This is a genomic window from Microbispora hainanensis (genome assembly GCF_006874475.1).
In the GTDB taxonomy this organism is placed as follows: domain Bacteria; phylum Actinomycetota; class Actinomycetes; order Streptosporangiales; family Streptosporangiaceae; genus Microbispora; species Microbispora hainanensis.
In genome coordinates this window covers 85,390-97,503 of the sequence record NZ_VIRM01000011.1, presented here as the reverse complement: position 1 = coordinate 97,503, position 12,114 = coordinate 85,390, and the positions used below count along the sequence as shown (strand labels likewise).

The 12,114-nt window shown below is 69.1% G+C and carries 9 protein-coding genes; 8 read left to right on the top strand and 1 reads right to left on the bottom strand.

The features are described from left to right. Nucleotides 1-18: 18 nt before the first annotated feature. The 8 genes from metH (at nt 19) to FLX08_RS11705 (ending at nt 11,128) form a co-directional block, all read left to right on the top strand. A complete protein-coding gene (metH, locus tag FLX08_RS11740) occupies nt 19-3,483 on the top strand; it encodes a methionine synthase (RefSeq protein WP_142618800.1) in 3,465 nt (1,154 codons plus the stop codon). 80 nt (nt 3,484-3,563) lie between these two features. Beyond that, nucleotides 3,564-4,205: an HAD family hydrolase gene (locus FLX08_RS11735; protein WP_142618798.1), complete on the top strand. Its 642-nt coding sequence runs from the start codon at nt 3,564-3,566 to the stop codon at nt 4,203-4,205. Between the two features lie 68 nt (nt 4,206-4,273). After that, nucleotides 4,274-4,774, top strand: a complete 501-nt coding sequence (locus tag FLX08_RS11730; protein ID WP_142618796.1) for a cellulose synthase — start codon at nt 4,274-4,276, stop codon at nt 4,772-4,774. 367 nt (nt 4,775-5,141) lie between these two features. Beyond that, complete coding sequence (locus FLX08_RS11725; RefSeq protein WP_142618794.1) at nt 5,142-6,134, top strand: ABC transporter permease; 993 nt, start codon at nt 5,142-5,144, stop codon at nt 6,132-6,134. 49 nt (nt 6,135-6,183) lie between these two features. Further along, nucleotides 6,184-7,962, top strand: coding sequence for an ABC transporter substrate-binding protein (locus FLX08_RS11720; protein WP_142618792.1), 1,779 nt, complete (start codon nt 6,184-6,186; stop codon nt 7,960-7,962). A 90-nt stretch (nt 7,963-8,052) separates the two neighbouring features. Beyond that, entirely contained in the window at nt 8,053-9,072 is a 1,020-nt protein-coding gene (locus FLX08_RS11715) for an ABC transporter permease (RefSeq protein WP_142618790.1), read from the top strand. After that, nucleotides 9,069-10,094: an ABC transporter ATP-binding protein gene (locus tag FLX08_RS11710; protein WP_142618788.1), complete on the top strand. Its 1,026-nt coding sequence runs from the start codon at nt 9,069-9,071 to the stop codon at nt 10,092-10,094. The genes FLX08_RS11715 and FLX08_RS11710 overlap by 4 nt, the downstream gene beginning before the upstream one ends. Further along, complete coding sequence (locus FLX08_RS11705) at nt 10,091-11,128, top strand: ABC transporter ATP-binding protein (protein WP_142618786.1); 1,038 nt, start codon at nt 10,091-10,093, stop codon at nt 11,126-11,128. The genes FLX08_RS11710 and FLX08_RS11705 overlap by 4 nt, the downstream gene beginning before the upstream one ends. A 277-nt stretch (nt 11,129-11,405) precedes the next feature. Here the strand turns inward: FLX08_RS11705 and FLX08_RS11700 are convergent, their stop codons facing one another. Beyond that, the gene (locus FLX08_RS11700; protein ID WP_142618784.1) at nt 11,406-12,089 is read right to left on the bottom strand and encodes a response regulator; all 684 of its coding nucleotides are present in this window, start codon (nt 12,087-12,089) and stop codon (nt 11,406-11,408) included. Nucleotides 12,090-12,114: the final 25 nt, after the last annotated feature.

Sequence of the window (12,114 nt, the reverse complement as noted above, 5' to 3'; positions counted from 1 at the left end):
GCCGATAGGCTTGCCTCCATGACCAGCAGACCGTCGTTCCGAGAAGTGCTGTCCGAGCGAGTTCTTGTCGCCGACGGAGCCATGGGGACGATGCTGCAGTCCTACGACCCCACCCTTGACGACTTCCAGGGCCACGAGGGCTGCAACGACGTGCTCAACGTGAGCCGTCCCGACATCGTACGGGCCGTGCACGACGCATACCTGGAGGTGGGCGTCGACTGCGTCGAGACCAACACCTTCAACGCCAACCGGGCGGCCCTGGGCGAGTACGGCATCGAGGACCGCATCTTCGAGCTCTCCGAGGCCGGCGCGCGGCTGGCCAGGGAGCGCGCCGACCACTGGTCGACGCCGGACAGGCCCCGGTTCGTCCTCGGCTCGATGGGCCCCGGCACGAAGCTGCCCACGCTCGGCCATCTGCCGTACGAGACGCTGCGCGACGCCTACCGCGACAACGCGGCCGGACTGATCGCCGGCGGGGCGGACGCCCTGATCATCGAGACCTGCCAGGACCTGCTGCAGGTGCGGGCGGCGGTCGTCGGCGCCAAGCGGGCGGTCGAGGCCGCCGGGCGCGACGTGCCGATCATCGCGCAGGTCACCATCGAGACCAACGGCGCGATGCTGCTCGGTTCCGAGATCGGTGCCGCGCTGACCGCGATCGAACCGCTCGGCGTCGACCTGATCGGCCTCAACTGCGCGACCGGCCCGACCGAGATGAGCGAGCACCTGCGCTACCTGGCCAGGCACTCGCGGATCCCGATCTCCTGCATGCCGAACGCCGGTCTGCCCCAGCTCACGGCCGACGGCGCGTACTATCCGCTGAGCCCGGGTGAGCTGGCGGACGCGCACGAGGCGTTCACCCGCGACTACGGCCTCGCGCTGGTCGGCGGCTGCTGCGGCACCACTCCCGAGCACCTGCGCCAGGTGGTCGAGCGGGTGGGCGGCCGCGCCCGCGGCGAGCGGCGGCCCCGGCCCGAGGCGGGGGCGGCGTCGCTCTACCAGCACGTGCCGTTCCGGCAGGACACCTCCTACCTCGCCATCGGCGAGCGGACCAACGCCAACGGCTCCAAGGCGTTCCGCGAGGCGATGCTGGCCGGCGACTACGAGGAGTGCGTGGAGATCGCCCGGGCCCAGGCCCGCGACGGCGCGCACATGCTCGACCTGTGCGTCGACTACGTCGGCCGCGACGGGGTCGCCGACATGAAGGAGCTGGCGTTCCGGTTCGCCACCGCCTCGACGCTGCCGATCGTGATCGACTCCACCGAGCCCGCCGTGCTGGAGGCGGGGCTGGAGATGCTCGGCGGCCGGGCCGTGGTCAACTCGGTGAACTACGAGGACGGCGACGGCCCCGACTCGCGCTACCAGAAGATCATGCGCCTGGTCAAGGAGCACGGCGCGGCCGTGGTCGCGCTGACGATCGACGAGGAGGGCCAGGCCCGCACCGCCGAGGGCAAGGTGCGCATCGCCACCCGGCTCATCGAAGACCTGGTGAACACCTGGGGCATGCGGGTCGAGGACATCATCGTCGACTGCCTGACGTTCCCGATCGCCACCGGCCAGGAGGAGACCCGGCGCGACGGCGTCGAGACGATCGAGGCGATCCGCGAGCTCAAGCGCCGCTATCCGGGCGTGCAGACCACGCTTGGCGTCTCCAACGTGTCGTTCGGCCTCAACCCGGCGGCCCGCATGGTGCTCAACAGCGTCTTCCTCAACGAGTGCGTCAACGCGGGGCTCGACTCGGCGATCGTGCACGCCTCCAAGATCCTGCCGATGAACCGGATCCCGGACGAGCAGCGGCAGGTCGCGCTCGACCTCGTGTACGACCGCAGGCGCGAGGGCTACGACCCGCTGCAGCGGTTCATGGAGCTGTTCGAGGGCGTCGACGCCGCGTCCATGAAGGCCGGCAAGGCCGCCGAGCTGGCCGGGCTGCCGCTGTGGGAGCGGCTCAAGCGGCGCATCATCGACGGCGAGCGCAAGGGCCTGGAGGCCGACCTCGACGAGGCCCTCGCCCAGCGGCCGGCCCTGGAGATCATCAACGACGTGCTGCTCGACGGCATGAAGGTCGTCGGCGACCTGTTCGGCTCCGGCGAGATGCAGCTCCCCTTCGTGCTGCAGTCGGCGGAGGTGATGAAGACGGCCGTGGCCTACCTCGAACCCCACATGGAGAAGGTCGAGGGCAGCAGCAAGGGCCGCATCGTGCTGGCCACGGTCAAGGGCGACGTCCACGACATCGGCAAGAACCTCGTGGACATCATCCTGTCCAACAACGGCTACGACGTGGTGAACCTCGGCATCAAGCAGCCGGTGTCGGCGATCCTGGAGGCGGCCGAGGAGCACCGCGCCGACGTGATCGGCATGTCCGGGCTCCTGGTCAAGTCCACGGTGGTCATGAAGGAGAACCTCGAGGAGCTGAACTCCCGGGGCATCGCCGACAGGTATCCCGTGCTGCTCGGCGGCGCCGCCCTGACCAGGGCGTACGTCGAGCAGGACCTGGCCGACCTCTATCGGGGCGAGGTCCGCTACGCGCGGGACGCGTTCGAGGGCCTGCGGCTCATGGACGCCTTCATGGCGGTCAAGCGCGGCGAGGACGGCGCGACGCTGCCGCCGCTGCGCGCGCGGCGGGTGAAGACCGGGGCGGTGCTCACGCGGACCGCCGAGGAGGACCTGCCGGCGCGCTCCGACGTCGCGGCCGACAACCCGGTGCCCACCCCGCCGTTCGTCGGCGACCGGGTCGTGAAGGGCATCCCGCTGGCCGACTACGCCGCCTTCCTCGACGAGCGGGCGACGTTCATGGGCCAGTGGGGCCTCAAGGCCGCCCGGGGCGGCGACGGACCCTCGTACGAGGAACTGGTCGAGACCGAGGGCAGGCCGCGGCTGCGGATGTGGCTGGAGCGGCTGCAGACGGAGAACCTGCTGGAGGCGGCGGTGGCCTACGGCTACTTCCGCTGCGTCAGCGAGGGCGACAGCCTGATCATCCTGGACGACGACGACAAGGAGCGCACCCGCTTCACCTTCCCGCGGCAGCGGCGCGACCGGCACCTGTGCCTGGCCGACTTCTTCCGTTCCCGGGAGTCCGGGGAGACCGACGTCGTCGCCTTCCAGGTGGTCACGATGGGCAACCGGATCAGCGAGGCCACGGCCGAGCTGTTCGCCAAGGACGCCTACCGCGAATACCTGGAGCTCCACGGTCTGTCGGTGCAGCTCACCGAGGCGCTGGCCGAATACTGGCACGCGCGGGTGCGGTCGGAGCTGGGCATCGGCGGCGACGAGTCGCTGGCCGACATGCTCAAGGTGAACATCACCGGCTGCCGCTACTCCTTCGGCTACCCGGCCTGCCCCAACCTGGAGGACCAGGTGCAGGTCGTGGAGCTGCTCGACCCGGCGCGCATCGGCGTGACGCTGTCGGAGGAGTTCCAGCTCCACCCGGAGCAGGCCACCTCCGCCCTGGTCGTCCACCACCCCGAGGCGAAGTACTTCAACGTCTGACCGGCCGCACGGGCATTTACGGACACCCCTTACCATGTTGGTCCCCCCTCTTCGGGGGTCTCGCAGGGGGAAGGGGCCACGTGGACGCCGTGCTGTTCGACATGGACGGATTGCTCGTCGACACCGAAGGAGTGTGGTTCGAGGTCGAGACCGAGGTGGTCACCCGCCTCGGCGGAGACTGGGGCCCGGAGCACCAGGAACAGCTCGTGGGCGGCTCCTGGGACCGCACCGTCGCGTACATGCTGGAGCTGACGCAGGCCGACGTCGATCCCGCACTCGTGGGGGAGTGGCTGATCGACGGGATGGAGAGCCGCCTGTCGAGAGGCGTCGAGCCCATGCCGGGGGCCCTCGACCTGCTGCGGGGGCTCGGCGACCAGGGGGTGCGCACCGCGCTGGTCACCTCGTCGCTGCGGATCATCGCCGACGCCGTGCTCAAGGCCGTCGGCCGGGAGCACTTCGAGGTCGTCGTGACGGCCGACGATGTCACCTGCACCAAGCCGCACCCGGAGCCCTACCTGACCGCGGCCGGCCTGCTGTCGGTGGACCCGGAGCGGTGCGTCGCGCTGGAGGACTCGCCGAACGGCGTCGCCTCCGCCACCGCCGCGGGCTGCAGGGTCGTCGCCGTGCCGGGCGTCCTGCCGATCGCCCAGGCGCCGGGCCGGGTCGTGATGCCCTCGCTGCTCGACGTGGACGTCGACTTCCTGCGGGGGCTCGTCCGGTAACGCGGGCCCCCGCATGATCGTCGCGCGGGTGCCAGGATGGGGGTACGCCGTGGACCAAGGGGGCCCTCATGAATTTCAACGACATCGCCTGGCTGCCGCTGTGCGCCGGCCTCACCGCGGTGGGCGTCGGGCTCAGCTACCTGGCCTTCCGGCGGCGGGGGGTGACCGCCGGCCTGCGCGCCACCGCCTGGTCCCTGCTGCCGCTGGCCGCCTACCTCACCGGCGCGCTGCGGACGATCTGGAACATCGGCGCGGCGGCGGTGGGTTTCGTGACCGGCCTGGTCCTGTCGCCCGCGGTCTGGGCCGGGGTGGTCCTGGCCGGTCTGTCGGCGCTGCTGTTCGTCGTCTCCGGCAGGCTGCGCGGCCGCGCCCTGTCCCGGGCCCGTACGGCACGGCCGGAGCAGGGCGGCGCCGCCGCGTCCGAACGCTCCGCCGAGCCCAAAACGTCCAAGACGGCCACGTCTAAAACGGCACAGACCGGGAAGACGGCACCACGACAGGTGGAACAGCCCGCATCAGATGATTTTTCGGACATCGAGGACATTCTCAAGCGCCGGGGGATCAGCTGATCGTTCTCGCATCGTGAGACGAAGTTACCGGCCAGTGCAATGTTACAGTTCCACGACATAATCGAAACGGGACGCGGACAATCCCTCCAAGATCAACACGAATGAGTTTCGCGTGAATCACAGTTGAGCCACAGCGGCCCTCTGGGGACTGGTCAGCCCAGCTCAGACCATAGATTCTGCCTCCGGGGGCCGCACACCACGCGGTCCCTTCGGACAATGTCGTCTGGGATCCAGGGGGCCTGCACCACATGGCCGTGCGAGGCAAGGTCGTAAGCGGCCACAGCTTCTTCGTCGCCGGATCGATCCCGGGCTATCCCGAGCATGTCACCGCTGATGCGGTGCGCTCGGGCAGGGCGAAGGAGGATCGATGACCGCGCCGATGGACGTCACCGGTGGGGACACAGAGGCCGCGCCGGAGGCCGTCGTCGACGCGTCGGGCGGCAAGGCGATCCAGGGCAGGTCTCTCGGTCAGATCGCCTGGATGCGGCTCAAGCGCGACAAGGTCGCCCTCGCCGGTGGTCTGATCGTCATCTTCCTGATCCTGGTCGCGGTCTTCGCGCCGGTGATCGTCGGGCTGCTCGGGCAGGACCCGACGCAGTTCAACTCCGACCTCATCGACTCCTCCACGATGGTGCCCAAGACGGGCACCGGCATCAGCGTCGACCACCTGTTCGGCATCGAGCCGGTGAACGGCCGTGACATCTTCAGCCGGGTCGTGTACGGCGCGCGGATCTCACTGCTCATCGCCTTCCTGGCCACGCTGCTCTCGGTGGTCATCGGCACCCTGCTCGGGGTCACCGCGGGCTTCTTCGGCGGCCTGGTCGACTCGATCATCAGCAAGACCATGGACGTCTTCCTGGCCTTCCCGCTCCTGGTCTTCGCGATCGCGCTGGCGGGCATCGTCCCCGACTCGGCGTTCGGCCTGACCGGCGACACGCTGCGCGTCTCGCTGCTGGTGTTCATCATCGGCTTCTTCAACTGGCCGTACATCGGGCGGATCGTCCGGGGGCAGACCCTGTCGCTGCGCGAGCGGGAGTTCGTGGACGCGGCGCGGAGCCTCGGGGCGCGCGGGCCGTACATCATCTTCCGTGAGCTGCTGCCGAACCTGATCGCGCCCATCCTCGTCTACGCGACGCTGCTGATCCCCACGAACGTGCTGTTCGAGGCGGCGCTGTCGTTCCTCGGCGTCGGCGTGCGCCCGCCCACCCCCACCTGGGGCGGCATGCTGGCGGACGCGGTGCGGTTCTACACGATCCCGCACTTCATGTTCTTCCCCGGCATGGCGATCTTCATCACGGTCCTGGCGTTCAACCTGTTCGGCGACGGCCTGCGGGACGCTCTCGACCCGAAGGCCCGCTGAGCCCTCCCTTCTCATAAAGTCCCCGGCTCCTATCACCAAGGGGTTTGCAATGCTAAGAAGAAGACTGGGTGTGGCGGCCATCGGCGCCGTGCTCGCCCTTGCCGTGGCCGCCTGCGGCGGCGGTTCGGGCAGCAGCTCGCCGTCGTCCTCCGGCGACGCCGCGGGCGGCGGCGCCGCCGCGACCGGCGAGTTCAACGCCGCCCTCACGGGGGTCGTGAACCCGTCCGACAAGAAGGGCGGCATCCTCAAGTTCGCCAACGGCGGTGACTGGGACTCCCTCGACCCGGGCGACACCTACTACGGCTACTCCTGGAACTTCATCCGCCTGTACGGCCGGTCCCTGCTGATGTTCAAGTCCGCCGTGGGCAAGGAGGGCAACCAGCTCACCCCCGACCTCGCCGAGGACCTGGGCACGCCCAGCGACGACGCCAAGACCTGGACGTACAAGCTCAAGAAGGGCATCAAGTTCGAGGACGGCACCCCGGTGACGTCCAAGGACGTGAAGTACGCCGTGGAGCGGTCGTTCGACAAGGAGGTGTTCCCGGACGGGTACACCTACTTCAACGACTTCCTCGACTGGCCGAAGGGCTACAAGGGCGCCTACAAGTCCAAGGACGTCAACACCGACAGCGCGATCGAGACGCCCGACGACTCCACGATCGTCTTCCACCTCAAGCAGCCGCTGAGCAACTTCGACTACTTCGCCCAGCTTCCCGCCACGATCCCGGTCCCCAAGGACAAGGACACCGGCGCGAAGTACAAGGAACACGTCATCGCCACCGGGCCGTACAAGTTCGAGAAGAACGAGATCGGCAAGGGCTTCACGCTGGTCCGCAACGAGCAGTGGGACCCGGCGACCGACCCGAACCGCAAGGCGCTGCCGGACGGCTACGAGGTCTCCACCAACGTCAACGCCGACGACATCGACAACCGGATCCTCGCCGGCGACCTCGACATCGACGTCGCGGGCATCGGCATCCAGTCGGCGGCCCTCGGCCGGGTCCTGCCCGACCCCGCCCTGAAGGCGAACTCCGACAACCCGACCAGCACGCGCCTCTGGTACACGTCGATCAACGGCAACGTCCCGCCGCTCGACAACATCGACTGCCGCAAGGCCGTCCAGTACGCCACGGACAAGGTGTCCCTCCAGACCGCCTGGGGCGGCGAGTTCTCCGGCGGCCAGATCGCGACCAGCCTGCTGCCGCCGGCGATCCCCGGCCACGAGGACTTCAACCTCTACCCGCCGGGCGCCGACAACAAGGGCGACCTGACCAAGGCCAAGGAGGCGCTGACCGCCTGCGGCCAGCCCAACGGCTTCGAGACCAACATCTCCTACCGCGCCGAGCGGCCCAAGGAGAAGGCGGCCGCCGAGGCGCTGCAGCAGTCCCTCGGCCGGGTCGGCATCAAGCTCACGCTCAAGCCGTTCCCGCAGGCCGACTACTTCGCGCTGTACGCCGGCAAGCCGGGCTACGCCAAGGACTACAAGATCGGTCTGGCCATGAACGGCTGGCAGTCCGACTGGCCCGACGGCTTCGGCTTCCTGCAGCAGATCGTCGACAGCCGCGTCATCCGTGACACCGGTGGCTCCTCCAACATCAGCGTCCGCGACCCCGAGGTCGACAAGCTGATCGACCAGGCGATGAAGGAGACCGACACCAACGCCCGCAACGCGATCTGGACCCAGATCGACAAGAAGGTCATGGAGGACTCCTTCATCCTGCCGAACGTGTGGACGAAGACCCTGCTCGTGCGCAGCAAGAACGCCACGAACATCTTCGTCAACGACGCGTACGGCATGTACGACTACCTCGGCATGGGCGTCAAGTAAGCGTCCGCCGAGACCAGACAGATCCGATAGACGCGTGAACGCGGCAAGGGGGCCGGTCCCACAGGGCCGGCCCCCGGAGCCGGGGGGACTGTGGTCACATACATCATCCGGCGGCTGATCTGGGCGGTGGTGATGCTCACCATCGTGAGCATCATCACGTTCGCCATCTTCTTCCTGGTGCCCCGCCTGGCGGGCGCCACCTCGGAGAGCCTGGCCGCGCGCTACGTTGGGCGCACCGCCTCGGCGGAACAGGTCAAGATCGCGGCCGACAAGCTCGGCTTCAACGATCCGCTGATCGTGCAGTACGGGCGGTTCGCCAAGGGCATCGTCGCCGGCGCCGACTACGACTACGGCCCCGGCGTGGAGCGCTGCCCGGCGCCCTGCTTCGGCTACTCGTTCCTCACCCGGCTCCCCGTCTGGCCCGACCTGCTGGACCGGCTGCCCGTGACGCTCTCGCTGGCCATCGGGGCCGCCGTCATCTGGGTGTTAGCCGGTGTGGCGACCGGCGTGCTGTCCGCGCTGAGACGCGGCAGCCTGTTCGACCGCGCCGCGATGGGCGTCGCCCTGGCCGGCGTGTCACTGCCGATCTTCTTCACCGGCATCGTCTCGCTGGTCATCTTCAGCTACGGTCATCCATTCCGGATCACCGCCCCGGGCGGCAGCTTCACGCCGTTCGATGAGAATCCGGCGATGTGGGCCTACAACCTGATCCTGCCGTGGATCACGCTGGCCTTCCTGTACGCCGCCGGATACGCGCGGCTCACCCGGGCGGGCATGCTGGAGACGATGAGTGAGGACTACATCCGCACCGCACGGGCCAAGGGCCTGAACGAGCGGAGGGTCGTGGTCAAACACGGCCTGCGCGGAGCGCTCACTCCGATCCTCACGATCTTCGGCCTCGACCTCGGCCTGCTGCTCGGCGGCGCCGTGCTCACCGAGAGCACCTACTCGCTGCCCGGCATGGGCAAGTACGCGATCGACGCGATCACGAACCAGGACCTGCCCAAGGTCATGGGCGTGACGCTCGTCGCCGCCTTCTTCGTGGTCTTCGCGAACCTGATCGTCGACCTCCTGTACGCCGTCGTGGACCCGAGGGTGAGGCTGGGATGAGCTTCCTGGAACTGAAGGACCTGCGGATCCACTTCCCGACCGACGACGGCCTGGTCAAGTCCGTCGACGGGCTGTCGTTCACCCTGGAGCGGGGCAAGACGCTCGGCATCGTCGGCGAGTCCGGCTCCGGCAAGAGCGTGACCAGCCTCGGCATCCTCGGCCTGCACAAGGGCGGGCGCGCCCGCATCTCGGGCGAGATCTGGCTGGACGGCGAGGAGCTCGTCGGCGCCGGCCAGGAGCACGTGCGGGCGCTGCGCGGCAAGAAGATGGCGATGATCTTCCAGGATCCGCTGTCGGCGATGCACCCGTTCTACACGGTCGGCGACCAGATCATCGAGGCCTACCGCATCCACAACGACGTCAGCAAGAAGGTCGCGCGCAAGCACGCGATCGACATGCTCGGCCGGGTGGGCATCCCGCAGCCGGAGCGCCGCGTGGACAGCTACCCCCACGAGTTCTCCGGCGGCATGCGGCAGCGCGCCATGATCGCCATGGCGCTGAGCTGCGACCCCGAGCTGCTGATCGCCGACGAGCCGACGACAGCGCTCGACGTGACCGTGCAGGCGCAGATCCTCGACCTGATGCGCGACCTGCAGCGCGACTTCAACGCCGCGCTGATCATCATCACGCACGACCTCGGCGTCGTCGCCGAGCTGTCCGACGACATCCTCGTGATGTACGGCGGCAAGTGCGTCGAATACGGCACCTCCGACGACATCTTCGAGCGGCCCGAGCACCCCTACACGTGGGGCCTGCTCGGCTCGATGCCGCGGCTGGACCGGGAGCCGACCGAGCGGCTGATGCCGATCAAGGGCTCGCCACCCTCGCTGATCAACGTGCCGTCCGGCTGCGCCTTCCACCCGCGCTGCGTGTTCGAGGAGCGTACGGGCGGGCGGGCCAAGACGGAGGTCCCCGAGTTGCTGGAGACCGAGGGCGGCCACCTCGTGCGCTGCCACCTGCCGCGCGAGCGGCGGCGCGCTATCTGGGAGAACGAGATCAAGCCGAACCTGGAGGCTTCGTGAACGAGGAGCCCTTGCTGTCCGTACAGGGGCTGGAGAAGCACTTCCCGGTCACGAAGGGCCTGCTCAAGCGGCAGGTCGGCGCGGTCAGGGCGGTCGACGGCATCAGCTTCGACGTGAAGAAGGGCGAGACCCTCGGCCTGGTCGGCGAGTCGGGATGCGGAAAGAGCACCAGCGGACGCCTCATCACGCGTCTGATCGAGCCGACCGCCGGCAAGATCGTCTTCGAGGGCGCCGACATCACCCACATGTCCCAGGGGCGGCTGCGCCCGCTGCGCAGGGACGTGCAGATGATCTTCCAAGACCCCTACAGCTCGCTCAACCCCCGGCACACGGTCGGCGCCATCGTCGGCGCGCCGTTCCGGATCCAGGGCATCAAGACCGAGCAGGGCACCAAGAAGGCGGTCCAGGAGATCCTCGAACTGGTCGGCCTCAACCCCGAGCACTACAACCGCTACCCGCACGAGTTCTCCGGCGGTCAGCGGCAGCGCATCGGCATCGCCAGGACGCTCGCGCTCAAGCCCAAGCTGATCATCGCGGACGAACCGGTCTCGGCGCTCGACGTGTCGATCCAGGCCCAGGTCGTCAACCTGCTCGAGGACCTGCAGAAGGAGCTCGACCTCACCTACGTGGTGATCGCGCATGACCTGTCGGTGGTGCGGCACATCAGCGACCGCGTCGCGGTGATGTACCTCGGCAAGATCGTCGAGATCGCCGACCGCAAGGGCCTCTACGAGTCGCCGATGCACCCGTACACCAACGCGCTGCTGTCGGCGGTCCCGATCCCGGACCCGAAGCGGCGCACGGAGCGGGAGCGCATCCGGCTGCAGGGCGACGTGCCCTCTCCGCTCAACCCGCCGCCCGCCTGCCGGTTCCACACCCGCTGCTGGAAGGCGCAGGAGATCTGCAAGCAGGTCGAGCCTCCGCTGGTGACGCTCGCTCCCGGGCACGAGGTGGCCTGCCACTTCCCCGAGAACGCCCCCTCCGGCGACGCGGCCGCGGCGCCCGCGCAGCCGGCCGCCGCGCCCGCCGACTGAGGCACCGGGACTTTCGGCACCGGACTTTCGGCACCGGGACTTTCGGCACCGGTCTTTCCACGCCGGGTCTTTCCGCCGGTACGGCCCCCGCCGTCTTCCCCCAGACGGTCCGCGGGAGCCGTACCGGCGGGGCGTGTTTCCGCCACCTCGGCCACGCCCCTGTCACGACGCTATCGGCGCGCGCCCCCGCCCGGCATCGGCCTCCCGTACGGCTCTCGCCCGCGACCAGGGGAGGACCCGGGCCTGTCTCACTCCTCCTGCGGTCGTAGACCGGTGGTCACGAGAAGGCGCCGGGGACGATCAGCCCGGTCTCGTACGCGAGCACGACCGCCTGCACCCGGTCGCGCAGCCCCAGCTTGGTCAGCACGTTGCCCACATGGGTCTTCACGGTCGTCTCGCTGACCACGAGCTCGGCGGCGATCTCGGCGTTCGACATGCCCTTCGCGATCAGGCGCAGCACCTCCAGCTCGCGCTCGGTGAGCCGGTCGACCCGCGCGGGGGTGGCCTGCGGGTGGGCGGAGGGCAGCCGGGCGGCGAACTTGTCCAGCAGCCGCCGGGTGACGCTCGGCGCCACGATCGCGTCGCCGGCCGCCACCACGCGGATCGCCTGGACCAGCTCGTCGGGCGGCACGTCCTTGAGGAGGAACCCGCTCGCGCCCGCGCGCAGCGCCTCCACGATGTACTCGTCCAGGTCGAACGTGGTCAGCACGAGCACCTTCGGCACGTGGGCGCTCGGTGCGGCCTCCCGCACGATGCGGCGGGTCGCCTCGATGCCGTCGGTGCCGGGCATGCGGACGTCCATGAGCACCACGTCGGGCAACAGGGCCCGCGACTGCTCCATGGCCACCGCGCCGTCGCCCGCCTCGCCCACGACGGTGACGTCCGGCTCGGCCTCCAGGATGAAGCGGAACCCGGTGCGCAGCAGCGGCTGGTCGTCGACCAGCAACACCCGGATCGTCATGATGCGTCCGTCATGGGATGGGCGG

What these genes read in the sequence shown, in the direction of transcription:
- FLX08_RS11725 (WP_142618794.1), top strand. Translation starts at nt 5,142, where the DNA reads ATGACCGCGCCGATGGACGTCACCGGTGGGGACACAGAGGCCGCGCCG.
- FLX08_RS11700 (WP_142618784.1), bottom strand. Translation starts at nt 12,089, where the DNA reads ATGACGATCCGGGTGTTGCTGGTCGACGACCAGCCGCTGCTGCGCACC.
- metH (WP_142618800.1), top strand. Translation starts at nt 19, where the DNA reads ATGACCAGCAGACCGTCGTTCCGAGAAGTGCTGTCCGAGCGAGTTCTT.
- FLX08_RS11730 (WP_142618796.1), top strand. Translation starts at nt 4,274, where the DNA reads ATGAATTTCAACGACATCGCCTGGCTGCCGCTGTGCGCCGGCCTCACC.
- FLX08_RS11710 (WP_142618788.1), top strand. Translation starts at nt 9,069, where the DNA reads ATGAGCTTCCTGGAACTGAAGGACCTGCGGATCCACTTCCCGACCGAC.
- FLX08_RS11720 (WP_142618792.1), top strand. Translation starts at nt 6,184, where the DNA reads ATGCTAAGAAGAAGACTGGGTGTGGCGGCCATCGGCGCCGTGCTCGCC.